The organism is Brevibacterium sp. Mu109, from assembly GCF_900169375.1.
In the GTDB taxonomy this organism is placed as follows: Bacteria; Actinomycetota; Actinomycetes; order Actinomycetales; family Brevibacteriaceae; genus Brevibacterium; species Brevibacterium yomogidense_A.
On the sequence record NZ_FXZF01000012.1, the window covers coordinates 57,612 to 80,545 of the forward strand.

The 22,934-nt window shown below is 68.8% G+C and carries 20 protein-coding genes; 11 read left to right on the forward strand and 9 right to left on the reverse strand.

The genetic code is table 11. The features are described 5' to 3' along the window. Positions 1 to 115 precede the first annotated feature (115 nt). On the forward strand, positions 116 to 2,515 hold the full coding sequence (locus BSP109_RS08965; protein WP_101600148.1) for a transglycosylase domain-containing protein: 2,400 nt from the start codon (positions 116 to 118) through the stop codon (positions 2,513 to 2,515). Positions 2,516 to 2,756: 241 nt separating this feature from the next. Continuing rightward, on the forward strand, positions 2,757 to 4,277 hold the full coding sequence (locus BSP109_RS08970) for a hypothetical protein (RefSeq protein ID WP_144573774.1): 1,521 nt from the start codon (positions 2,757 to 2,759) through the stop codon (positions 4,275 to 4,277). Here BSP109_RS08970 and BSP109_RS08975 read toward each other — a convergent pair. Then, complete coding sequence (locus BSP109_RS08975; protein WP_087003931.1) at positions 4,244 to 4,777, reverse strand: DUF1648 domain-containing protein; 534 nt, start codon at positions 4,775 to 4,777, stop codon at positions 4,244 to 4,246. The genes BSP109_RS08970 and BSP109_RS08975 overlap by 34 nt on opposite strands. 166 nt (positions 4,778 to 4,943) lie before the next feature. On the opposite strand from BSP109_RS08975, the gene BSP109_RS08980 reads away from it, so the two are divergent. Then, positions 4,944 to 5,750: a cysteine hydrolase gene (locus BSP109_RS08980; RefSeq protein WP_101600101.1), complete on the forward strand. Its 807-nt coding sequence runs from the start codon at positions 4,944 to 4,946 to the stop codon at positions 5,748 to 5,750. Positions 5,751 to 5,855: 105 nt separating this feature from the next. On the opposite strand, the gene BSP109_RS08985 is transcribed toward BSP109_RS08980, so the two are convergent. Then, positions 5,856 to 6,482 carry a flavin reductase family protein gene (locus BSP109_RS08985; protein ID WP_087003938.1) on the reverse strand — a complete coding sequence of 209 codons (627 nt, stop codon included), beginning with the start codon at positions 6,480 to 6,482 and terminating at the stop codon, positions 5,856 to 5,858. Between the two features lie 328 nt (positions 6,483 to 6,810). On the opposite strand from BSP109_RS08985, the gene BSP109_RS08990 reads away from it, so the two are divergent. The 5 genes from BSP109_RS08990 to rplI all read left to right on the forward strand — a co-directional run bounded on the left by BSP109_RS08990 (position 6,811) and on the right by rplI (position 10,216). Then, positions 6,811 to 8,208, forward strand: coding sequence for a choice-of-anchor L domain-containing protein (locus tag BSP109_RS08990; RefSeq protein ID WP_087003941.1), 1,398 nt, complete (start codon positions 6,811 to 6,813; stop codon positions 8,206 to 8,208). 248 nt (positions 8,209 to 8,456) lie between these two features. Next, positions 8,457 to 8,747: a 30S ribosomal protein S6 gene (rpsF, locus tag BSP109_RS08995; protein ID WP_087003944.1), complete on the forward strand. Its 291-nt coding sequence runs from the start codon at positions 8,457 to 8,459 to the stop codon at positions 8,745 to 8,747. A 107-nt stretch (positions 8,748 to 8,854) separates the two neighbouring features. After that, entirely contained in the window at positions 8,855 to 9,469 is a 615-nt protein-coding gene (locus BSP109_RS09000) for a single-stranded DNA-binding protein (protein WP_087003947.1), read from the forward strand. 33 nt (positions 9,470 to 9,502) lie between these two features. Further along, entirely contained in the window at positions 9,503 to 9,742 is a 240-nt protein-coding gene (gene rpsR / locus BSP109_RS09005) for a 30S ribosomal protein S18 (RefSeq protein WP_087003950.1), read from the forward strand. 15 nt (positions 9,743 to 9,757) lie between these two features. Further along, positions 9,758 to 10,216: a 50S ribosomal protein L9 gene (gene rplI, locus BSP109_RS09010; RefSeq protein WP_087003952.1), complete on the forward strand. Its 459-nt coding sequence runs from the start codon at positions 9,758 to 9,760 to the stop codon at positions 10,214 to 10,216. Between the two features lie 116 nt (positions 10,217 to 10,332). Here rplI and codA read toward each other — a convergent pair whose 3' ends face one another. The 6 genes from codA to BSP109_RS09040 all read right to left on the reverse strand — a co-directional run bounded on the left by codA (position 10,333) and on the right by BSP109_RS09040 (position 18,433). Further along, positions 10,333 to 11,571, reverse strand: coding sequence for a cytosine deaminase (gene codA, locus BSP109_RS09015; protein WP_101600102.1), 1,239 nt, complete (start codon positions 11,569 to 11,571; stop codon positions 10,333 to 10,335). Positions 11,572 to 11,633: 62 nt separating this feature from the next. Continuing rightward, positions 11,634 to 12,914, reverse strand: a complete 1,281-nt coding sequence (codB, locus tag BSP109_RS09020; protein WP_101600103.1) for a cytosine permease — start codon at positions 12,912 to 12,914, stop codon at positions 11,634 to 11,636. A 5-nt stretch (positions 12,915 to 12,919) separates the two neighbouring features. After that, positions 12,920 to 14,233 carry a M20 family metallo-hydrolase gene (locus BSP109_RS09025; RefSeq protein ID WP_101600104.1) on the reverse strand — a complete coding sequence of 438 codons (1,314 nt, stop codon included), beginning with the start codon at positions 14,231 to 14,233 and terminating at the stop codon, positions 12,920 to 12,922. Between the two features lie 30 nt (positions 14,234 to 14,263). Further along, positions 14,264 to 15,697 carry a dihydropyrimidinase gene (hydA, locus tag BSP109_RS09030; protein ID WP_101600105.1) on the reverse strand — a complete coding sequence of 478 codons (1,434 nt, stop codon included), beginning with the start codon at positions 15,695 to 15,697 and terminating at the stop codon, positions 14,264 to 14,266. Positions 15,698 to 15,807: 110 nt separating this feature from the next. Further along, the gene (locus BSP109_RS09035) at positions 15,808 to 17,292 is read right to left on the reverse strand and encodes an NCS1 family nucleobase:cation symporter-1 (RefSeq protein ID WP_180959670.1); all 1,485 of its coding nucleotides are present in this window, start codon (positions 17,290 to 17,292) and stop codon (positions 15,808 to 15,810) included. A 235-nt stretch (positions 17,293 to 17,527) separates the two neighbouring features. Continuing rightward, positions 17,528 to 18,433 (reverse strand): LysR family transcriptional regulator, encoded by a 906-nt coding sequence (locus tag BSP109_RS09040; protein ID WP_101600149.1) that lies wholly within the window; start codon positions 18,431 to 18,433, stop codon positions 17,528 to 17,530. A gap of 121 nt (positions 18,434 to 18,554) precedes the next feature. Here BSP109_RS09040 and BSP109_RS09045 point away from each other — a divergent pair, with 121 nt between their 5' ends. From BSP109_RS09045 to BSP109_RS09055, 3 genes are all read left to right on the forward strand, one after another. Further along, a complete protein-coding gene (locus tag BSP109_RS09045) occupies positions 18,555 to 19,679 on the forward strand; it encodes a putative F420-0 ABC transporter substrate-binding protein (protein ID WP_257944623.1) in 1,125 nt (374 codons plus the stop codon). Between the two features lie 244 nt (positions 19,680 to 19,923). Further along, a complete protein-coding gene (locus BSP109_RS09050) occupies positions 19,924 to 20,925 on the forward strand; it encodes a putative F420-0 ABC transporter permease subunit (protein ID WP_101600151.1) in 1,002 nt (333 codons plus the stop codon). Then, positions 20,922 to 21,896 (forward strand): ABC transporter ATP-binding protein, encoded by a 975-nt coding sequence (locus tag BSP109_RS09055; RefSeq protein WP_257944624.1) that lies wholly within the window; start codon positions 20,922 to 20,924, stop codon positions 21,894 to 21,896. The genes BSP109_RS09050 and BSP109_RS09055 overlap by 4 nt, the downstream gene beginning before the upstream one ends. On the opposite strand, the gene BSP109_RS09060 is transcribed toward BSP109_RS09055, so the two are convergent. After that, positions 21,821 to 22,819 carry a TIGR03557 family F420-dependent LLM class oxidoreductase gene (locus BSP109_RS09060; protein ID WP_101600108.1) on the reverse strand — a complete coding sequence of 333 codons (999 nt, stop codon included), beginning with the start codon at positions 22,817 to 22,819 and terminating at the stop codon, positions 21,821 to 21,823. The two genes, BSP109_RS09055 and BSP109_RS09060, sit on opposite strands and share 76 nt — an antisense overlap. Positions 22,820 to 22,934: the final 115 nt, after the last annotated feature.

Genomic DNA, 22,934 nt, shown 5'->3' on the forward strand with positions numbered 1-22,934 from the left:
TTGAATCGACGGGTTGTCGGCACGGTGAGCGTGCATTCGATTGCAGGGTGTCTTCCGCTGCGGTGATGCTCGGCTGTGCGACGGCCTGTCCCACACTTCGACAGCGGAGGACTCCGTGACCCCATCCGAAACTCCTAGGCATGCCGGTTCGCAGGGCCGTCATCACAGCGGCTCGGCCGCTGCGAAGGCCGGTGCCGGCGCCGCCGCGACTGCGAGCGGTGCCAAGGGCATGTCCTCACGGTTCGCCCGCTGGGTCGGCTACCCCCGCCCCGGACGGACCGGGTGGCGCAGGTGGGTGCCGGCTCTCCGCCACTGGGCTGTCGCAGTTCTGCTCTTCGTCGCGGTGGGCCTGGGTGCGTTCGGCATCGGCTACGCGGTGACTGACGTCCCCGAGCCCAACGTGGAGGCCGCGGGTCAGACGTCGACCGTCTATTACCAGGACGGTGAGACGGAAGTGGGGTCGTTCTCCGCGGAGGATCGAACCAACGTGTCGATCGACGAGATCTCTCCGGCCATGCGGCAGGCGGCGATCGCGGCGGAGGACCAGTCGTTCTACGAGAACCGCGGCATCTCGTTCCGCGGGCTCAGCCGCGCGGTATGGGGCGTCGTGACAGACGACTACGCAGGCGGCGGATCTACGATCACCCAGCAGTACGTCAAGAACTTCTACCTCACCAATGAGCGCTCCATCGACCGCAAGGTCAAGGAGATGTTCATCTCGCTGAAGATCGACCAGGAGCTCTCGAAGGACGAGGTGCTGGCGAACTACCTCAACACGATCTATCTGGGTCGCCAGAGCTACGGCATCGAAGTGGCTGCGAACAACTACTTCGACAAGCCGGCGAGCGAACTCGACGTGGCAGAGAGCGCTCTGTTGGCGGCGATGATCCAGCGTCCGGGCGCGGCCGACCCCGCAGACGAGCCTGAGCAGTACGAAGACCGCTTCCAGTACGTCCTCCGCAGCATGGTGAAGCTCGACTACCTCACAGAAGAGGAAGCGGCTGCGACGGAGATGCCGGACGTCGGGGAGAACCCGAAGGACAATCAGTACAAGGGCCAGAACGGCTACCTGCTGTCGACCGTCATGAGCGAGCTGAAGTCCGTGGGCTACACGGAGGACGAGCTCAACCGCGGCGGCTACGACATCGTGTCGACCTTCGATGAAGGCGCGATGGACGCCGCAGTGGATGCGGTCGAGAAGCTGCCGGAGCTGAACGACGGCATGCACGTGGGGCTGTCATCTGTTGATCCGGCGACCGGAGGCGTCGTCGCGATCTACGGCGGCGAGGACTATCTGGAGCGCGCGCAGAACACGGCCACCCAGGATACGGCCCAGGCGGGTTCGACCTTCAAGGTCTTCACCCTCGTCGCGGGCCTGGAGAACGGTTTCCGCCTGACGGACTACTTCTCCGGCACCAGCGGGACGACCTTCAACTACGACGGCACTCCCTGGACGGTCCGCAACTACGGCGGCTCCACCTATGGGTCCGTGAGCCTGCTGCGCGCCACCCAGTCATCGATCAACACCGCGTACGCGCAGCTGAACATCGAAGTCGGTCCGGAGAAGACCATGGACGTCGCGCAGCGCGCGGGCTTCCCGGACGACACTGTCGGCCTGGAGCCCAACGCGGCGAACGTCCTGGGCACTGCGAGCCCGACGGTCACGCAGATGGCCGGTGCGTTCTCGACGTTCGCAGCGGAGGGCGTGCATCACCAGGTCCACTTCGTCGATTCGGTGACTGATCCCGAGGGAGAGGTCGTCCACGAAGCGGAGGCGAAGGGCGACCAGGCGATCGACCAGGCCGTCGCGGCTGAGACCTCCTACGCGCTGAGCAATGTGGTGACCGGAGGCTCCGGCTCGTACGCGACCAACCTCGGCCGTCCGGCCGCGGGAAAGACCGGTACGTCGCAGAACGCGTATTCGGCATGGTTCGCCGGGTACACCCCGAACCTGTCGACCGCCGTGTCGATCTTCCGTGAGGACGAGAACGGCAACCCGGTGGAGATCGGGCCGTACGGCGGGCGCGGTGAGATCACCGGCGGCTCCTTCCCGACGATGGTGTGGACCGATTACATGATCGATGCCGTCGACGCGATGGAACTGCCGGTCGAGCAGTTCCCGGAGCGCGGTGAGCTGCCGCAGGTCGACAAGCCGGCCAACGACTCCGGTGTTCCCGACCAGGCACCCGCCCCGGCCCCGCAGCCGCAGCAGCCGCAGCAGCCGCAGAACCCGGGCGGCAACGGGGGCGGTGGCGACGGAGACTCCTCCGAGGAGGACTCCGGAGACGACGCTCGTGAAGAGGAGCCCGAAGAGCCTGAAGAGGACGAGGGCGACGAAGACGGCGGAGACGAGGACGGCGGTTCCGACGACGGCGGATCAGGCGGCGGCGACAACGACGGCGGCTCCGACGGTGGTTCCGATGGCGGCTCTGACGGTGGCTCCAACGGCGGCGGTTCCGACAATGGTTCCGACGGTGGAGGGATTTTGCCGGACGACATCCCCACGACTGGATGAGACCCGCGCTGCCTGAGAACAGGTAGTCGACCGAAGGTGGCCCCGCAGCACGCGGGGCCACCTTCGGCGATTCACGACCCGCACAGTTCGCCAGACTGCCGAGTGAGCAGCACTCGAGTGATCTCATGGCACGTGGCGTCCGAGTCCTGCGCACTCGAATTGCCCGTCCTTCGCGGTGGGTTCGTCCCCGTCGGTCCCGCGCGCTCCCGGACCCACTCCCGCGTCACTTAGGCTGGCCCGTATGGACAGGACCCCCGTGAACAGCAGGCACCCGGCGTCACCTGCGCACGTCGCCGCACCCCTGCTGGGCGGTGCAGGCACCCGCTTCGCCCGCACTGATCGCCGCGCTTCGGCCAGCCTCGCGTGGGTTCTTCTGGGGCTGCTCGGCCTCTCCGTGCTCGTGGGGCTGCTGCTGCAGGTGACGTGTCAGACGGGCGGCTACGAGCTGCCCCGTGCGGGGTTCCGGCTGTGTCAGTCGCCCGTGGCGCTGGCGATGGGCAGCGACGCGCTCCCGGACGCCGCAGGACGTGTCACCTCAGGCCTTGCCGGCTTCGCGCCTCTGACCTACTGGTTCGTCATCCTCATGTCGAGTCTGGGCGCCACCGCGGGAGAGGCCATGGGCTTCCTCCTGGTCCTCAATACCGCAGCGTTCGCCGCCATGGGGGTGGGCGTGCTCGCACTGGCCCGGGCGCTGGGCTTCGGCGCACCCCGTTCGCGTGCGGTGAGCCTGTCGTGGGCCATGGTCGCCTTCGTGTCCCCGGTGATCGTGTTCAGCATCGGCCAGTCACTGGACCCCGTCGGCGTCGCGCTCGCGGTCTGGGCCTGCGTCCTGCTGAGCGGCGCACGCACCACCCCGACGCTGCTGTCCGCGGGTGCGATGCTCGCCGTGGCGGCCTTCACCGGTCCGCTCGGGCTCATCGTGCTGGTGGGGGTCCTCATCGGTGCTTCACGCGATCGGGGGAACGCGATCCTCGTGCTCGCCGGCTTCGCTCTCGCCTCGGGTCTCCTGACCCTGGCAGACGGACGGCTCCCCTCACGCCTGTCAGTCTGGATGGCCGACGCGGTGGATCGCGGATCGATCGCCTCCGTCGTCCTGGCTCAGGGGTGGGGCGACGAACCCACCTTCGTGACGGGTCTGCTGGTCGTCTGGACGCTGGGCGTCGTCGCGATCACCGCTATGGCCGCGTCGCGGATGATGCTCGCCCCCACAGCCGCCGCCGAGGTCGCAGACACCGATGCTGACAACGCCACTGCGGAAGACCTGTCCTCTTCCACGTCCTCTCGCCTGGATCTGCTGAGGAGGCTGGAGAAGACGGACGACGTCGCCCACCTGCAGCAGACGGTGCTCACCATCACGGCCCTCCTGGCGCTGTCCGTGGTGGTGGCGCCCGGCTCGTCGACGTCGATGTCCCTGTGGCTGCTGCCGTTCGCCGCACTGTCGGTGCGTCTGCTCCCCGTGATGGGACTGTGGTTCCTCACAGAGCTCGGCTTCGCCATCGCGGTGCCGCTCGCGGATGTCACAGCACTGGACGAGTCTGCGGGACTGGATTCGACGTGGATGGGGCTGCTGACCCTGCTGCGCTTCTTCGCACTGACCCTCATCATGGCCTTCGCGCTCGACGAGCTCTTCCGCGCAGGCCGCAAGCGGGTCGCACGACGGCAGGAGGCTGCGCGTGCGATGGAGCTGAACCCGGCGCCCGGTCAGGCGGGTGCGGAGACGGCGCCCGATCAGGCTCCTGAGGAATCGTCGGGCACCGCGTAGCGACCCCCGACTGCGAGGAAGACGCAGTAGCCGATCATCGCAGCCAGATAGATCGAGACAGCGATGACTGATGTGATCCCGAACGGACCTGCTGACTCAGTCCGCTGAGCCGTGAGTGCCACGGTGGTGCTGATGATCGCGACGAAGACGAATGTGATGCCCATGAGGAAGTCGATGTCGGCACGCATACGACGATTGAACGTCGGACGATTGTCCGGCGCCGTCCAGTAGGCGTGCGCGGCGCGGTCCGGCAGGTTGATCCACGACGCGTCGACGCGTGACACCAATGCCTTCGAACCGACGGTGACGAGCAAGAGGAATGCTCCCAGCCCCATCATGACGAGGACGTGGCTCGACTTCGAGGCCCACGCGTTCACCTCACCGCTGGAGCCGACGTGCTGGGGGACGGTGTCCGGGCCGATCAGGAGGGTGAGCAGCAGCCCGCAGACGTAGACGACGATGCCGATCCGCAGAGTGAGGCGGCGGAGTGGGTCTCTCATGGATCCAGCGTGCCACGCCGGAAGCGTGTGACGGCACGAGTCGTCGTGTGTCGTTCCGTGACGTTCCCGCCCGGACAGGATGGACGGGTCCCTAGCGTGCAGGTGAGGAGCGATGCACGGTGACCCGTCCATCGCGCAGGAATGTCCCGATCCACGAGGAGCACCCATGTCCGTCGCCACTGACACCACCACTGACACCGCCACTGACACCACCACTGCCAGCCCGGCCGTGACCGGATTCGATCGTGTGAGCCCGCTCGAACCGCTCGAGCTCCCCGGCGACGTCATCGCCGGGCTCCCACCCACGAACACCGATGCGATCCCCCCGCTTGCCGACCACTGGAAGCAGCTGGACCTGCGGGAGATCCTCAGGCGCCCCGCAGCCTTCGTATCCATCGGGCAGTCGAACTCCTGCTATCGGCCGGGCGGAGCTCAGTACGCCGAGGGGCACGCGCATCGTGGCACGCTGGACAAGACCGTGCGAGCCGCTGCCGCCGCGCGGCGGGCCGGGAACTTCGCTTTCAACTGGGTGGGCTACTCGATCTTCCGCGACGACTACCCGAAGTCCGATTTCGACCGCGTGCAGTACCACTCGTGGACCGGAGCGATCGACGCGACGCCGGAGCAGATCGCGTGGGACAACACCCTCGTGAGCGAACTGCGCGAGCTCGTGGAGCCCGGTGACCGGGAATTCTTCGAGACGGCGTTCCAGACCGCCTTCGTCGGGACCGACCTCATGGGTGACCTGGCACGTCGCAGGGTCGAGGTCATCGTGCTCGCCGGCATCCACCTGGACTGGTGCATCGAGGGCAACGCGCGAGCAGCGCGGGACAACGGCTTCCTGCCGATCGTCATCGGCGACACCACGGGAGCCCAGAAGCCCGAACAGGAGCAGGCCGCCTTCGAGCGCATCAACGAGTTCTTCGCTCCGGTCATCTCCACCGAGGAGTTCGTCGGCCTCCTGCAGGACTGACGGCTGCTGAGCTGCCGGCTGCTGAGCTGCCGGCTGCTGAGCTGCCGGTTGCTGAACTGCTGACGGCTGTTCAGCAGCCGGGTGTTGAGCCGTCAGCGCCGCTGCTCACTGCGGGTTGCCGCCGCCGTGCGGCCGCGGGGCCGATAAGACGTCGCCCAGGGAGCCCCACTCATTGCGACCCAGACGGGCCAGGGGATCCAGGTCCTGCGCGAGCGGCAGGGTGCGTCCCCGCGCATCGGTGCTCAGCGTGCGGGTGTCCACAGCGACGTGGACGACCCGCCCCAGCACCATGAAGCTGTCGCCCACCGGGATGATGCGTTCGACGGTGCACTCCATGACGGCTGGGGACGATGCCACGCGCGGCGGGGCGACGACGGCGGAGGGCTCCTGGGCGACCGCGGCGGCCTCGAACTCGCTGACCTCCGGCGCGTAGCCGGCGGACGTCTGGTTGGCCTCCTCGAACTGCGGCCGGGAGACGAGCGAGACGGTGAACTCGCCGGTCGCCTCGGCGTTGGCGAGGGTGTCCTTGCGGCCGGTGGAGGAGAACATGACGACCGGCGGCGTCTCGGAGACCATCGTGAAGAACGAGTGCGGGGCGAGGTTCGCGACGCCTGCGTCGTCAGTCGTGCCCACCCACGCGATCGGGCGTGGGATCAGGATCGACTTCATGAGCAGCGTCGTCTCGCGGTCGCCCAGTGCGATCGGCTCGAATTCTGTACGTTGTGGTCGCATGAGGTCAGTATGCCAGGCGGTTCGCCGGATCCTCTGCGTTGAGCAGATGCACGGCTCTGACCTCGACGTATCTGTGCCACCTCCGGACGAACCGCCGCATGCCCGGTTCATGAGGCGCACATCTCTCTTTCGAATCACGAAACGTTGAGCTATCTTGAAGGCGGCGCTCGAGGTGGCCGAACGGACCATCATCGGGCCGCGAGCGCACGCTTCGTGCCTGCCCGCAGTCGCAGGAGTGCAGTGCACTCGCTGTGGAGAGTCGCACAACCGAGCGGACTCGCGGGGCGGGGAACTGACAGAGAGTGGACTGGTAGTGAGAACTGAACGTGTGAAATGGGGCGCTCTGGCAGCAGCGTCCGCGCTGATCTTCGCCGGCCTGGTGCCGACCGCGGCACAGGCGAGCCCAGCCGCAGCCTCGGCTGAACGATCTGCTGCGGCGGCAGCAGACGGAGATGTGGAAGCCGCGTCTCCCGGCCAGGAGGCCACGGATCTGACGAGTGGCGACCTGACCGCCGATGATCTGGTGGAGACGCTGATCGGCGAGGGCATCACCTACTCGAACGCCGTGTACACGGGCGCCGCCGAGGGTGCCGGTGAGGTGACCGGCATGAGCGCTGTCGGTGTGGAGGGCGGCGTCGCCCTGTCCTCGGGAAGCATCGCGGACAGCGACCTCGGTCCGTCGTCGGTCCTGGGGCCGAACGAACTCACCGGGAACACCTCTGTTCTCGGAGTGCCAGGCGATTCTGACCTGAATCTGATCGTCGATCCCCTGACCACCATGGATGCGTCAGTCCTCGAGTTCGACTTCGTTCCGGATACGGACCAGGTGAAGTTCACGTACGTGTTCGGATCTGATGAGTACAACGAGTACGTCGACTCGGACTACAACGACGTGTTCGGCTTCTACGTCAATGGCAGCAACTGTGCTGTCGTCGACACGGACGAGGGCACTGCTCCGGTCACGATCAACACGATCAACAACGGCGTGAACTCGTCCCTGTACAACGACAATGATGCGGAGGCCGGCCACCCCCACGAGACGGAGATGGACGGCTTCACCGAGCCGTTGGTCTGTGCTTCCGACGTCACACCCGGTGAGACGAACCACGTGAAGCTGGCAATCGCTGATACGGCTGACGCCACCCGTGACTCCGCAGTGCTGATCTCTGCGGGGACATTCGCGGCGAACACTGCGCCGACCGCGGAGGACGCGACCTACACGACCACCATCGACACCCCCGTCAGCACACCGCTGGTGGCCTCCGACCCGGACGGTGACGAGCTCACCTACACGGTGGTCGAGGAGCCGGCGGAAGGCACCCTGAGCGGGGACGCTCCGGATCTGACGTACACGCCGGCCGAGGGCTACGAAGGGCAGGAGACCTTCACATTCACGGCGAACGACGGCGCGGAAGACTCGAACGTCGCGACGGTGACGGTCAACGTCGTTGACGAGGCTCCTACGGCCGAGCCGACGGTCGAGCCCACGGCCGAACCGACACAGGAGCCGTCCGCGGAGCCCACTGACGATCCGACCACGAGCCCATCGCCGGCTCCGTCGGAGACGCCAGCACCGGCGCCTGAGCCCGAGCCGTCCGCGGATCCCCAGCCCGGCGAGGATCTGCCGCGCACGGGTTCAGATATCGGTGTCGCACTGACAGCGGGTGGCCTGCTGACCGCCGCAGGTGCAGTGTTCCTGTTCATCGCCCGTCGTCGCAGGGCATGAGTCTGAGTCGAGCCAGGGCCTCACACTGAGAGGCACCGGCGCGAGGAGCTGAAGGGGTGGGGCACTCGACAGAGTGCCCCACCCCTTCTGACTCCCGGCAGCAGAGGTGCGAGGCTCTCTACTCGTGCGGTAGACTCAGACGGCTGTCCTGTGCGCCCCTGTGCGCAGAACCACTGGGCAGCGCAACGCAATTACCCTCCTGCCACGGATGGACCGTGGCCGCTGAGACCAGAGGAGGTGGGTGACACATGCGTAAGTACGAGCTCATGCTCATCCTCGATCCAGAGATCGACGAGCGCTCCGTGAACACCAATGTCGAGAAGCTCTTGAAGGTCGTGCCCGCGCAGGGCGGGACCGTCGACAACGTGGATGTCTGGGGCCGTCGCCGCTTCGCGTACGAGATCAACAAGAAGTCGGAAGGCTTCTACGTGGTCATCGATCTGAACGCGGATCCGGAGACTGTGAAGGAACTCGATCGCCAGCTCGGACTCAACGAGTCCGTCATGCGCACGAAGATCCTTCGCCCCGACGCCAAGTGACCGCACCCGCGGTCTGATCCCACGGTTCGGATCCTTCCGGGTCCGACCCCACATCCCCACCCATCCACTCGAGTCGCACCACAACACTGCGCAGCAGAGGAGTCATCATGGCAGGCGAGACAGTCATCACCGTCGTCGGAAACGTCACTGCTGACCCGGAGCTGAGGTTCACCGCGAACGGCGCAGCCGTCGCGAACTTCACCGTGGCGTCCACGCCGCGGACCTTCGACCGTCAGACCAGTGAATGGCGCGACGGGGAGACCCTCTTCCTGCGCTGCAGCGCGTGGCGCGAAATGGCCGAGAACGTCGCGGAGACGCTGTCACGCGGCACCCGCGTCGTCGCGCAGGGCCGGCTGCGGTCCCGCACCTTCGACACGAAGGAGGGCGAACGCCGCACGGTGTTCGAGCTCGACGTCGACGAAGTCGGCCCCAGCCTCCGCTATGCCTCCGCGAACGTCACGAAGAACGAGCGCGGCGGCGGATTCAGCGGCGGTGGCCAGGGCGGCCAGCAGGGCGGATTCGGTGGCGGAGGCCAGGGTGGCGGCCAGCAGGGAGGGTTCGGCGGAGGCCGTGCCCCCCAGCAGGGAAGCCAGCAGGGCGGTCAGTGGGGAGCCAACCCGCAGCAGGGCGGACGCCCTGCGCAGGAGGACCCGTGGGCGTCGTCGAACCCGCAGAGCGGTGGCGGTTGGGGCAGCCCGACCAACGACGAACCACCGTTCTGATCGTTACTTCTCACATTCACACAGGAGCACATCATGGCGAAGCCGGATCCCCGGAAGCCCATCAAGAAGAAGGCCAACCCGCTCAAGCGCGGGGAAGCCGCAACCATCACCTACAAGGACACCGCGACGCTGCGCAAGTTCATCTCGGACCGCGGCAAGATCCGCGCCCGTCGCGTCACCGGTGTCTCCGTGCAGGAACAGCGCATCATCGCGAAGGCCGTGAAGAACGCCCGCGAAATGGCGCTGCTCCCGTACACCGGCGTCGGCCGCTGATAGGAGGAGAGAAGAATGGCAACCAGGAAGCTCATCCTCACCCAGGAAGTCGACCGTCTCGGCGCTGCCGGTGACGTCGTCGAGGTGCGGGCCGGATACGCCCGCAACCTGCTCATCCCGCGCGGTCTGGCCACTCCGTGGTCGGCCGGTGCGCAGAAGCAGATCGACGCACTCCGGAAGGCCCGTCAGGCCCGCCAGATCGCCGATCGCGACGAGGCACTCGCCCTCAAGGGCAAGATCGAGTCGACGACGGCTCGCATCGAGATGAAGTCGGGCAAGGGCGGACGCCTGTTCGGCGCCGTCACCTCGGCGCTCGTCGCCGACGCGGTCAGCACGGCAGTCGGCGCGCAGTTCGACCGTCGTCAGGTGGCCCTGCCGGGCCACGTGAAGGCCGCCGGTCTGCACACCGCGACCGTCCGCGTCCACGACGAGATCACCGCGAACGCCAAGTTCGAGGTCATCGGCAAGGCCTGATCGCACAGATCAGTGCCGGAGGCGCGTGAGCGTCGCCGCATGACGGTCGAGGCCCCGGGAACCCGCACAGGTTCCCGGGGCCTCGGCCGTTGTGAGCCTCCGCAGAGACGTGGTCCTCAGAAGAGGATCTCCGTGGTGGCCGGTTCCGTCCGCACGAGCTGCCGCCCCTCGCGGTAGGAGGCGATGACCGGAGCGTTGAAGCTCAGCGCGTCGTACCACGTGGGCGCATCGAGGATGATGAAGCTCGCAGGACGCCCGACCCCGAAGCCGTAGTCCTCCGCACCCAGATGCAGGGTGCGCGCCGCGTTGTGCGTGATGAACCGATAGCTCTGGTCGATCTCCTGCTTGCCCATCATCTGCGTCACGTGCAGTCCGTTGAAGACCACATCGCGCAGGTTCCCCGTGCCGAGCGGATTCCACGGATCGACGATGTCGTCCTGTCCGAAGCTCACGTTGATGCCGGCATCCGTCAGCTCCTTGACCCGCGTGACCCCGCGCCGCTTCGGATACGTGTCCATGCGGCCCTGCAGGTGCGTGTTCACCAGGGGGTTGGACACGAAGTTGATGCCGCTCATCGTCAGCAGGCGCAGCAGCTTCGTGAAGTACGCATTGTTGTACGAGTGCGTCGCCGTGGTGTGGCTGGCGGTCACGCGGTCGCGCAGGCCCATCTCCAGCGCGCGCGTCGCGAGCGTCTCCAGTCCGCGCGCCGCCTCATCGTCGATCTCGTCGCAGTGCACATCGACGAGCAGACCGAACTCCTCCGCCAGGCTGCACGCGAAGTTCAGCGAATCGACGGAGTACTCGCGCGTGAACTCGAAGTGCGGGATCGCCCCGATCACATCGACGCCCATCCCCGCTGCCCGCCGCATGAGGTCCTCGCCGTCCGGGAAGGACTGGATGCCCTCCTGGGGGAACGCAACGATCTGCAGCGTGACGAAGTCCTTGAGCTCATCGCGCAGCTCGAGCATCGCGTGCAGGGCCGTCAGCTCCGGGTCCGTGACATCGACGTGCGTGCGCACGTACTGGATGCCGAAGCGCGCCTGCTGTCGCACAGCGCGGTTGACGCGCTCCTTCACATCCTCGACGGTGAGCGAGCGCTTCCGCTCACTCCACACCTCGATGCCCTCGAACAGGGTGCCGGATTCGTTCCAGCGCGGTTCACCCGCGGTGAGCGCGGAATCGAGGTGGACGTGCGATTCGATGATCGGGGGCAGCCCCAGCCGCCCCTCCGCGTCGAACACCTCCTCACCCTCCAGGGGCGTGAGGGTCTCCTCGATCGCAGTGAACACCCCGTCCTCGACGCGGATGTCGCAGGGGGTCTCCGCATCTTCGATGCGCAGGTTGGTGAACAGCACCTCAGGCCTCCTTCGGGCACTCATGGGCGGGGGGGGTCGAGCGCGGGTGGGCGACCGGCGGATCAGGCGCGGGTGCGATCGCGACCGCGCCTGATCAGGGCGCCGACCGTGTAGCAGACCACGGCCACCACCATCGCATTGATCGAGGCGATGCCCCAGTCGACGAGCGCGCCGGACAGGCCGCCTGCGACGACGCCCACGACCGAGCCCCACACGACGGTGCGGTGCGGATCCGTGGGCCGCCGGTAGGCCGCGCGGCGCCACACGTAGTCGATGACGAGGATCGCGCCGATGGGCGGCAGCGCGACGTTGAGGAAGCTGAGCCACCCGATGAAGTTGTCGTAGAGCCACAGCGCCGTGAGCGTCCCCAGGACCCCGGAGGCCAGCACCAGCGGGCGCTTGCGGATCTTCGTGATGTTCGCCAGGCCCAGCCCGGTCGTGTAGAGCGCGTTGTTGTTCGTCGTCCAGATGTTGGCGCCCAGGACGATGAGCGCGGGGATCATGAGGCCCTGGGCGATCATGACGTAGAAGATGTCGTCCTGGCCGCTGAAGGCACCGCCCACGGCGCCGAAGCTGAACATGAGGGTGTTGCCCAGGAAGAAGGCGACGACCGTCGTGATGACCGCGACGGCGGGTGTCTTCGCGAAGCGCGTGAAGTTGGGGGTCGCGGTGCCGCCGGACACGAACGAGCCGACGACCAGGCCGATCGCGACCGTGAGGGTCATGCCGGTCGACTGACTGAAGATCGCCTCGAGGCCGCCACCGTCGCGGGTGGCCGTCACCATCGAGTACGTGCCCAGGACCGCGATGAGCGGGACGGACACGAAGCTCACGATCTCGATCGCCTGGATCCCGTAGTACGCCGAGGCCGTCATGAGACCGCCTGCGACGAGGACGATGGGCCACGGGCCCACCCCCAGCAGGTCGCCCGTGGGACGGGCGAACATCGCCACGCCCACGCCGAACCAGCCCATCTGGGTGAAGGAGATGAGGGCCGATGGCAGGTAGGAGCCGCGCGTGCCGAACGCGCGCTGCGCCAGGAGGTCCAGCCCCTCGCCGGTCTTCGCGCCGATGTAGCCCAGGGCGCCGGTGTAGGCGCCCAGGATGATCCCGCCGATCGTCGCCGCCCAGATGAAGCCGGTCAGGTCCACCCCGTTGCCCAGGGTGGCGCCCACGCTCATGGAGGCGGAGAAGAACGTGAAGCCCAGCATGACGAAGCCCACGCGCCAGAAGCCGCGCCGCTGGGTCAGCGGCACGGCTTCGAACGAGAAGTCCTGGTCGACGGGAGCGGCGGGCGGTGCGGGCTGCTGCGGCCCGCCGGTGCGATCAGGAGTCTGCGACATGAGGATCAGGATATCTCCGCAGGTGGGCTCCCCGGGTAGCTGACGCCGTCCAGCGCACCCTCGACCATCCGTTCGAGGACGCCCACAAGCGCGTCGAGGCCCGTCACCATGTCCTCGTCGGACGTGAACTCCCGCTCGCAGTGGGACACCCCGTCCTCCGACGGGATGAACATCATGACCGACGGGGTCACGGTGTTCATCGCGACGGAGTCGTGGCCGGCCATCGTCTGCATGCGCCGGATGCCCTTCCCCTGATCCGCGGCGACCTTCTCCTGCAGCTCGACCCCCTCGATCGGGTAGTACCGGTTGGGGCGGATGTCGAAGTCCTTCGCGACGACACGCAGCGCCGTCTTCTGCTCGACCTCGCGGAACTGCTCGATCATCCAGTCGCGGGCGTCTTTCACGATCTGCGGGTCGTTGGCCCGCAGATCGCCCACGAGGTGCACGCGCGAGTTCACGACGATGGGCGAGTTGGGCTCGACCGTCACCTGCCCCACCGACGACACGAGGGTCTCCGCCGGGAACCGCTCGCAGACCTCCTGGAAGAGCAGGATGACGTGCGCGGCTCCCACGAGCGCGTCGTGCCGGTCGCCCATCGCGGTGGCACCCGTGTGCGACTGCTCGCCCAGGACCTCGATGTCGAGCTTCTGCGTGTACCAGGACGAATCGACCGCGCCCAGCGGCAGGCCCTCCCGCTCGAGGATCCGGCCCTGCTCGATGTGGATCTCCGCGTACCCGGCCACGGAGTCGACGGGCGGGACGCCCGGGTCGTCGTCGGAGCCCAGGTACTCGATCGAGGTGAGCGCCTCGCGGACGCTCACGCCCGTGAGGTCGGTGACCTCGAGCATCTCCTCGCGGTCCATGAGGCCCGCGTAGACGGAGCTGCCCATGATGGACGGGGCGAAGCGCCCGCCCTCCTCGTTGAACCAGTCGACGACCACGATGTCGTGGGTGGCCGTCACCTCGCCGTCGCGCACTTTCGCCTCGACCTGCTCGGCCGCGTGGAGGGCGGCGAGCACCCCGTAGGCGCCGTCGAAGCGGCCGCCCTTGGGCTGGGAATCCAGGTGCGACCCGGCCATGATGACGCGGGCGTCATCGCCCCCGTTCGTCGAGGCCAGGGGCACCCGGGCGAACAGGTTTCCGATTCCGTCCACACCGGTCGTCCACCCGCGCTCTCGGGCGAAGGCGACGAACCAGTCGCGGGTCTGCTTGTCCTCGGGGGTCGCGGCCTGGCGCTCGACCCCGCCCGCATCCGTCGCGCCGATCATCGCGACCTCGTGGAAGGCTGTGAGGAACGCGTCCTCGGGTGTCTGTGTCACGGTGCTGCTCCTTCGCTGTGCAGGGGGAGGTCAGACCAGGTACTGGGACGTGCCGCGCTTGAGGAACTGCCCGTCGCCCTTGGCGCCCGTGTACTGGTCGTTCTCGACGATGACGCGACCGCGGCTCAGGACCGTGTCGACCTTCCCGTCGATCTCGAAGCCCTCCCACGCGTTGTAGTCGATGTTCATGTGCGAGGTGTCCGCGCTGATGGTCGTGTGGCCGCTGGGGTCGTAGACGACGATGTCGCCGTCCGCGCCCGGCTGGATGACGCCCTTGCGGCCGTAGAGGCCGAACATGCGGGCCGGGGTCGTCGAGGTGATCTCGACGAACCGCTCAAGGGAGATCTTCCCGTCGACCACGCCCTGGTAGAGGAGGTCCATGCGGTGCTCGACCGTGCCGAAGCCGTTGGGGATCTTCGAGAAGTCGTTCTTCCCCAGTTCCTTCTGCTCCTTCATGCAGAACGGGCAGTGGTCGGTCGACACCATCTGCAGCTCGTCCATCCGCAGCGACTTCCACAGGAACTCCTGGTGGCCCTCGTGCTTGGACCGCAGCGGCGGCGACGCGACCCACTTGGCGCCCTCGAACTCGCCCCACTGGTCGCTGTGCGCGGCCAGCTGGTCCTCGAGGCTGAAGTAGAGGTACTGCGGGCAGGTCTCGCCGAAGACGTTGGCGCCGCGCCCGCGGGCCTCCGCGATCTGCATGGCCGCCTGCTTCGCGGTCACATGGACGAAGTAGAGGGGGCAGCCGGCGACGTCCGCGATCATGATGGCGCGGTGCGTCGCCTCCTCCTCCATCTGCCACGGGCGTGTGAGGCCGTGGTTGACGGGGCCGGTCTCGCCGCGCTCCAGCGCCTGCTGGACCAGCACGTCGATGACGGAGCCGTTCTCCGCGTGCATCATCATGAGCGCGCCGTTGTCCGCGCCCTTCTGGAACGCCCGGAAGATCTGGCCGTCGTCGGAGAGGAAGACGCCCTTGTAGGCCATGAAGAGCTTGAAGCTCGTGACGCCCTCGTTCACCAGCTCGTCCATCGCGACGAGCGACTCCGGCTGGATGTCGGAGAGGATCTGGTGGAACCCGTAGTCGATCGCGCAGTTGCCCGCTGCCTTCTCGTGCCACAGGTTGTACTGGTCCATGACCCGTTGCTCCGGGTACTGGGTGATGAAGTCGATGATCGTCGTCGTGCCGCCGTACGCGGCTGCGCGGGTGCCCGTCTCGAACGTGTCGGAGGCGAAGGATCCGCCGAACGGCATCTCCATGTGGGTGTGCGCGTCGACGCCGCCGGGCAGCACATACTTGCCGGTCGCGTCGACGACACGGTCGACGGTGCGCGTGAGGTCCGAGCCCAGGAGCTGGGATCCCGGCGGCAGAACCGCCACGATGGTCTCGCCGTCGATGAGCACATCGGCCTCGACCCTGCCGGTCGTGTTGACGATGGTTCCGCCTGTGATGAGCGTGGTGGTCATCGTTGTCCTCCTGTGTCGTTGTGTTCGTTCATCTGTCGGGGGTGAGTGCGGTGGTCGGGGTCCGGGTCGTGGTGCATGGCTCGTGGCGCACCGAGGTGTCGGGTGGCCTGTCAGCGGGTGGGGGCCGGGGCCTCGGCCGTTGCGGCCGCGGCCGGCTGCTCCTGCCCGTCGGGAACGATTCGGACGGTGCGGCCTGTGTGCAGCAGCCAGTAGGCGAGGCCGCCCACGAGGATGCCTGCGGGCCACGCGAAGGGGACCGCGTCCGCCCAGGCGGAGACGAAGGTGAGCAGCAGCGCGACGACCCCGCCGATCGCCAGCGCGACGATCGCCCGCGGGTTGTAGCCGCCGCGGTAGAAGTAGAGGCCGTCGGGACGGTCGGTGAAGAGGGACTCCGTGTCCAGGTGCTTGCGGCGCAGCAGGTAGTAGTCGACGGTGATGATGCCGAACAGGGGTCCCATGAAGGCGCCGATCCCGCCGATCAGCTGGTTGACGATGACGGGGCTGGAGAACAGGTTCCACGGGGTCACGACGACGGCGAGGACGGCGACCAGGGTGCCCGCGCGGCGGAACGTGAAGAGGCCGGGACGGATGTTGATGAGGTCGTAGACGGGGGCCACGAAGTTGCAGATGATGTTGACCCCGGCCGTCGCGATCGCGACCGCGATGATCGTGACCAGCAGGACCGTCACGTTGTCGATGTCCGCGACGAGGTGCACGAGGTCGTGGGTCGCGTCGCCGTAGACCTCGGCAGCAGCCAGCGCGATGACGACGGAGACGATGCCGAACAGCGAGGCGTTGATGAGCAGGCCCAGCGCGTTGCCGCGGCGCACCGATGACTCCGAGGGCGCGTTGCGGGTGAAGTCCGCGAAGTTGAGTGAGGGACCCGCCATGTACGCGGCAACGATGAACGCGGCGGACGCGATGCCCAGGACCTGGCGGGCACCCGATGGGACCTCAGCCGTCGTGACGGCGGAGAGATCGATCGTCCAGCCGGCGCGGTAGAGCATCCACACCGCCAGCGCCAGGACCGCGACCCAGATGGTGGGGCCCGCGAAGTCGGTGAGTCGGCGCACAGTCTCGAGGCCGGACAGCAGCACTGCCCACTGGAGAGCGGACAGGAGCAGGAAGCAGATCCAGCCCAGGCTGGACAGGCCCAGGAACGTGCCCTCGGCCAGACCGGTCGTGCCCGGCGCGACCTTCATGACGAGGATCATGACGGCGGCCGAGGCCAGGTAGGTCTGGATGCCGTACCAGAACACCGCGACGATCGCGCGCAGGATGGCGGGGATGTTCGCGCCGAAGACGCCGAAGGCGGCGCGGGCGAAGACGGGGAACGGGACCTTCTCCCGCTGGCCCGCTACACCCGTGAGGTTGTTGGCCCAGTACAGGATGATCGCGCCCGCGATGAACGCGATGATCGCCTGCCAGCCGTTGAGGCCGAACGCGAAGAGACCGATCGCCATCGTGTAGCCGGCCATCGAGTGCCAGCCGGCCATCCACCAGTTGAAGAGGTTGAGCGTCTTCCACGTGTTCGTCGCGGACTCGGGCGCGAGCTCCGGGTTGTACAGGGCTGCGGAGCGTTCGATCGTAGACATGCGTGGCCTCTCAGAAGTGCGCTGCCGGGCCCTGTGCGGAGCACCGCCGGGACCGGTCGGAGACACTCTCATCGTCTGGCGCGGCGGCTGGGGTGTCTAGCGCTCAGTTGTGGCCAGGCTCACAACATGAATCGATGAGCCCTGGTCAGAGCGGTTGGGAGAGGGGCTGGGGCGGCCTGGAACACGGTCCCGCGACGCGGTCTCGGGCGGAGCCGCGCCTCCTGCCGGGCGGCGCTCACGCCTCCGGCAGGTAGTGGTCCATGCAGGCCCGCACGAAGGCCCGGGCGCGGACGGTCAGCCGGGTGTTCTCCGGCCACACGGCGACCACCTCGATGGGTGGCAGCTCATCCTTGAGATTGAGGGCGACCAGTTGCGCCCCGGAGTACGTGGCGGGCGTCGGGTCCTGGTTGAGCAGCGCATACCCGTGCCCCATCGCGGCGAACGAGCGGACGGTCTCGTAGTCGTTGAAGCTGTAGCGGACATTCGGGGCGACGCCCACGAGGCGGAAGAGCTGGTCGTAGTAGTCGCGCGAGAACGGGAAATCGAGCTGGATGAGCGGCTCGTGCGCGAACTCGGCCAGGTGGACGGAGTCGCGATCGGCCAGCGGGTGCTCGCTCGACACGAACACGTGCGGGCGGACGGTCTCCAGCACCCGCGTCTCGAAGCCGGGGCCCAGCCCGTGGGCGTACATGAGCGCAACCGCGCATTCGCCGCCCACCAGCGCGGCGCGGATCTCCTCGAGGTCCCCTGCGATGAGGTCGACGTCCACGCCGGGGTGCTGCTCCTCGAAGGTGGTGAGGACCCGCGGGAACCGGAACGGGGCGATGGGCGCGTACACGCCCACGGCGAGGCGGCCGCTGAGCGTCCCGCCCAGCAGCGTCCCCTGCTCGCTCAGCGATTCCGCGCCGGCGAGGAACGTGCGCGTCTTCGCCGCGAACCGTCGGCCCGCCGGGGACAGTGTCACGCTCCGGTTCCGCTGCCGGATGAACAGCTGGACGTGCAGGCTGCGCTCCAGCTGTGCGATCGCGGTCGAGACCGCGGACTGCGAGACGTGGAGCTCTTCGGCCGCGATCCGCATGCTCTCGTGCCGGGCGACCTCGCTGAAGTAGCGCAGCTGGTTGAGCGTGAAGGGGAACTCCATGTGCCGATCCTGCCAGAACATGTGCTCCACGTCTCAGTCCGACGCTCCCCGAGACGTCCGCTCCCACCGCCCGGGTCGTGTGACTTCCCTCACGGCGCGATCGTCGGCTAGCATCGCAGCAGTGGGACGCCCTGTCCCCGTCTTCCACCCGCCCGGCGGGTGTCGAGCGGTCGCCTTCGCCGCTGGAATCCGCGGTCGCGCCCTGCGCCCGCAGACCTCCATCACCCGTGCGTCGCGAGGACCCATGCGCTCCCACACCACCCTCCCCGCCGTCGCGGCGGTCGCCGCCCTCCTGCTGTCCGGCTGCGCCGGGACCGGTTCCCAGGACCCCGACTACGAGCAGGATGCCGGTGCCGTCGTCACCGCCGGCTCCACCCACCCCGTCACCGTCGAGAACTGCGGCACGACCGTCGAGCTCGAGGACCCGCCGGAGCGGATCCTCACCGTGAAGTCCACGTCGACGGAGCTGGTCCTGGCCCTGGGCATGGGCGACCGGCTCATTGGCACGGCCTTCTCCGACGGGCCGCTGCCCGAGGCCCTCGAGGCCGAGGCCGCGGACGTGCCCGAGGTCTCCGAGGGCGTCCCCGGCCAGGAGGCCCTGCTGGAGCTGGGACCCGATTTCGTCTTCGCCGGCTGGGAGTCCGCCTTCACCGCGGACGGCGCCGGCGACCGGGATTCGCTCGCGGACTTCGGCGTCGCCACCTACGTCGCGCCGGCCGCGTGCCAGGGCGAGAACCGCCCGCCCGCGCTCACCTTCGAGCAGGTCTTCGACGACATCCGCGAGGCCGGTGCGCTGCTGGGCGTCCCCGACGCGGCCGAGGGGCTCGTCGGCGACCAGGAGGAGCTGCTCGAGGGGGTCGAGGCAGTCGAGGGCGAGCCCACGGCGCTCTGGTACTCGTCCGGCACCGACACCCCGTACGTGGGCGCCGGCGCCGGAGCCCCGCAGATGATGCTCGAGCGTGCCGGGTTCCGGAACATCGCCGCGGACGTCGACGAGACCTGGTCGAGCCTCAGCTGGGAGGTCATCGCGGAGGAGGACCCGGACGTCATCGTCCTCATCGACGCGGACTGGAACACGGCGGAGAGCAAGATCGAGCGCCTGGAGAGCAGCCCGGTCACCTCCCAGCTGTCCGCCGTGCGGGACGGCCGCTACCTGCGCGTGCCGTTCGCCGCGGGCGAGGCCGGGGTCCGCAACGCGGAGGCCGTCGCCTCACTCGTCGAGCAGTACGCGGACCTCACGGACTGATCCCGTGCCGATCGAGACGGACGCCGCCACCGCTGCCGTCACCGGAGGTCCCGAGGACGGCGGCCCGCCGCCGCCCGGAAGGGTGGCCCCGGTCCGGACCCCGCCCGGTTCCGGTCGCCGGGCCGTGGAGGTGGGTGGCGGGCCCGGGAGCTCGGGCAGTCACCGGGGCGCCGGCGGTCGCGGACGCCGAGGCCGTCGTTCCCTGCGCGTCCCCCGCACCGCGGGTGCCCGGTCCCGGTCCGCGATGCGGCGCGTCCTCGTCACGCTCGCACTGCTGGTGGGCCTGGCGGCCTCCATCGCGATCACGGTGACGATGGGACCCGCGGACCTGCGCGTGACGCAGGTGGTCGCGAGTGTCCTGTCCCGGTTCGGGGGCCCCGACCCGGGCCTCACCCCGATCGAGGACGGGATCATCTGGAACCTCCGATTGCCCCGCGTGCTGGGGGCGGCGGCCGTGGGCGCGGGGCTCGCGCTGTGCGGTGCGGTCATGCAGGCGGTCACCCGCAATCCGCTGGCCGATCCGTACCTGCTGGGACTGTCCTCGGGGGCCTCGGTGGGTGCGGTCATCGCGCTCCTCCTGGGGCTCCACGCGCTGCTGCCTGTCACGGCCTTCCTGGGCGCGATGGTCGCACTGATCGCCGCCCTGGGACTCGCGCACCTGGCCGGCGGGCTCACCCCCGCCCGCACGATCCTCGCCGGCGTCGCGGTGTCCGCCGTGGGCGGGGCGCTCACGAGCCTCCTCATCTTCTGGAACGCGCAGGGCGATTCGTATCGCGACATCCTCAGCTGGCTCATGGGATCGCTCAGCGGCGTCGAGTGGGACGAGACCGGTCGCGCCGCGCTCGCCCTCGTGATCCTGGGTGTCCCGATCTGTGCGGGCGCCAGGCTGCTCGACGCCTTCGCTTTCGGCGACTCCGCCGCCGCGGCGCTGGGCGTGAGGGTGGTCGCAGTGCGGTGGACCATGCTCGCCGCGACCGCCGTCCTCACGGGCGTGCTCGTGTCGATGAGCGGGTCGATCGGGTTCATCGGGCTCGTCGTCCCGCACGCGGCCCGCCTGCTCGTGGGTCCCGGTCACCGGGTCCTGCTGCCGGTGTCCGCGCTCACGGGTGCGCTCCTGCTGGTGTGGGCGGACACCCTCGCCCGCACGGCGTTCGATCCCAGGGAGCTGCCGGTGGGGATCGTCACCGCGCTCCTGGGCGCGCCGCTCTTCGCGCTGCTGCTGGCCCGACGGAAGGGGGACTCGTGAGCGTGGATGTGAGCAGTGATGAGGGCCTGGTCGTCGACGGTCTCACCGTCGAGCTCGACGGTGCCCGGGTCGTCGAGGACGTGCGTGTGCGCCTGCCCCGCGCCGCGGTCATCGGCGTGATCGGGCCCAACGGCGCCGGGAAGTCGACGCTGCTGCGTGCGATCGCCGGAGTGCTGCCCGCGGCCGGCGGGTCCGTCTCCTGGGACGGGACGGATCTTCTGCGGCTGTCCCCGCGGGCGCGGGCGCGCGTGCTGTCGCTGGTCGAGCAGAGCGCCCACACGGAGGAGCCGCTCACCGTCCGCCAGGTCGTCGAGCTGGGCCGCGTGCCGCATCAGCCCGTCCTGCGCTTCGGCGGACCCAGCGCCGCAGACGACGCGCTCGTCGAGGAGGCGATGGCAACGGCTGGCTGCGCGGAGCTGGCCGAGCGGCTGTTCACGACGCTGTCCGGGGGCCAGCGTCAGCGGGTGGGAGTCGCCCGGGCGCTCGCACAGGAGCCGCACCTGCTGCTGCTCGACGAGCCGACGAACCACCTGGATCCCCGCGCGCAGCTGGGAGTCCTGCAGCTGGTGCGCGGGCTGGCGGCCCGCGGGCTCACAGTGCTCACGGCGCTGCACGACCTGTCCCACGCCGCGAGCGCGTGCGACCTCGTCCTCGTGCTGCGGGACGGGAGGCTCCACGGCGTGGGCCACCCCGCGGACGTGCTGACTGCCGCCCTCGTCCGCGAGGTCTACGGGGTCGAGGCGCACGTGCTGCGCCACCCCGTGACCCTCGACCCGGTATTCGCCCTCAGCCTCCCCGAGGAGGCGGACGTGGCCGCCCGGGTGACCGGGGCCACCCTTCCGGGCGGCGGCGGGCCGCCGTCCTCGGGACCTCCGGTGACGGCGGCAGTGCCGGCTCAGAGTCCCCGCAGGTCGGGCAGCACGCGGGTGCCGAACGTCTCGATCCACGCACTGCGGTCGGCTCCGACGTGATGGAGGTACACGCGGTCGAAGCCCATGTCGATGTGCGCCTGGATGTAGTCCCGGTGCGCGTCGAGGTCCGACGAGATGAGCACGTGCCCCTCGAAGTCCTCGGGCCGCACGGTGCGGGCGAGTTGACGGAAGTCATACGGCGAGCGGATGTCGGACTTGCGGAACGGCATCGCGCCGATCGGCCAGCGCTCCAGCGCCTGCTGCAGCGCCTCCTTCTCAGTGGGGGCCCACGACACGTGCAGCTGGATCGCCTTCGTGAGGGTGCGGGGGTCGCGGCCGGACTCGCGGGCACCCTCGGCGAATCGGGTGAGCAGCTGCGGCACCCGGTCGTCGGGTGCACCTATGGTGATGATGCCGTCTGCGTGACGGCCCACCCGCTTCGCGGCGACCGGTCCCGAGGCGGCGACCAGGACCTCGGGTGCGGTGTCCGGCATCGTCCACAGACGGGTCGACTCCATCGAGAAGTAGCGGCCGGAGTATCGGGTGTCGCGGTGCTGCAGCGATCCCGCGAAGAGCCGGCGGATGAGGTCGACGGCCTCGAACATCCGGTCGATACGCTCCGGGGCCTCCGGCCAGTACTGCGCGACGACGTGCTCGTTGATCGCCTCGCCGGAGCCGATCCCCAGCCAGTGCCGGCCCGGGAACAGGGCCGCCGTCGTCGCCGAGGCCTGGGCCACCACCGCGGGATGCGAGCGGAAGCCTGGTGTCGTGACCCCTGGCCCCAGGTCGCCGGTGGTGTGCTCGCCGATCGCGCCCAGCACGCTCCACACGTAGGGCGCCTGTCCCTGCTCCGGGGTCCACGGCTGGAAGTGGTCGGCGGCCATGACGCCGGAGAACCCGTGGCGCTCCGCGAGGACGGCGAGGTCGACCGCTTCGCGCGGGTGTGTGTGCTCGAGGCGCAGCGACAGGCCGATCGACACCATGCGGGACTCCCGGGGGTCAGGGGGCGGTGCGGCGGGCGGATCCCCGCCGGGGTGCTCCGGCCGTCCCCGGGCTGCCGTGCCGGGGACCGACACAGCGGAGCGGGAAGCGGAAGGA

What these genes read in the sequence shown, in the direction of transcription:
- BSP109_RS08970 (WP_144573774.1), top strand. Translation starts at nt 2,757, where the DNA reads ATGGACAGGACCCCCGTGAACAGCAGGCACCCGGCGTCACCTGCGCAC.
- BSP109_RS08975 (WP_087003931.1), bottom strand. Translation starts at nt 4,777, where the DNA reads ATGAGAGACCCACTCCGCCGCCTCACTCTGCGGATCGGCATCGTCGTC.
- BSP109_RS08980 (WP_101600101.1), top strand. Translation starts at nt 4,944, where the DNA reads ATGTCCGTCGCCACTGACACCACCACTGACACCGCCACTGACACCACC.
- BSP109_RS08985 (WP_087003938.1), bottom strand. Translation starts at nt 6,482, where the DNA reads ATGCGACCACAACGTACAGAATTCGAGCCGATCGCACTGGGCGACCGC.
- rpsF (WP_087003944.1), top strand. Translation starts at nt 8,457, where the DNA reads ATGCGTAAGTACGAGCTCATGCTCATCCTCGATCCAGAGATCGACGAG.
- BSP109_RS09000 (WP_087003947.1), top strand. Translation starts at nt 8,855, where the DNA reads ATGGCAGGCGAGACAGTCATCACCGTCGTCGGAAACGTCACTGCTGAC.
- rpsR (WP_087003950.1), top strand. Translation starts at nt 9,503, where the DNA reads ATGGCGAAGCCGGATCCCCGGAAGCCCATCAAGAAGAAGGCCAACCCG.
- rplI (WP_087003952.1), top strand. Translation starts at nt 9,758, where the DNA reads ATGGCAACCAGGAAGCTCATCCTCACCCAGGAAGTCGACCGTCTCGGC.
- codB (WP_101600103.1), bottom strand. Translation starts at nt 12,914, where the DNA reads ATGTCGCAGACTCCTGATCGCACCGGCGGGCCGCAGCAGCCCGCACCG.
- hydA (WP_101600105.1), bottom strand. Translation starts at nt 15,697, where the DNA reads ATGACCACCACGCTCATCACAGGCGGAACCATCGTCAACACGACCGGC.
- BSP109_RS09035 (WP_180959670.1), bottom strand. Translation starts at nt 17,292, where the DNA reads ATGTCTACGATCGAACGCTCCGCAGCCCTGTACAACCCGGAGCTCGCG.
- BSP109_RS09040 (WP_101600149.1), bottom strand. Translation starts at nt 18,433, where the DNA reads ATGGAGTTCCCCTTCACGCTCAACCAGCTGCGCTACTTCAGCGAGGTC.
- BSP109_RS09050 (WP_101600151.1), top strand. Translation starts at nt 19,924, where the DNA reads ATGCGGCGCGTCCTCGTCACGCTCGCACTGCTGGTGGGCCTGGCGGCC.
- BSP109_RS09060 (WP_101600108.1), bottom strand. Translation starts at nt 22,819, where the DNA reads ATGGTGTCGATCGGCCTGTCGCTGCGCCTCGAGCACACACACCCGCGC.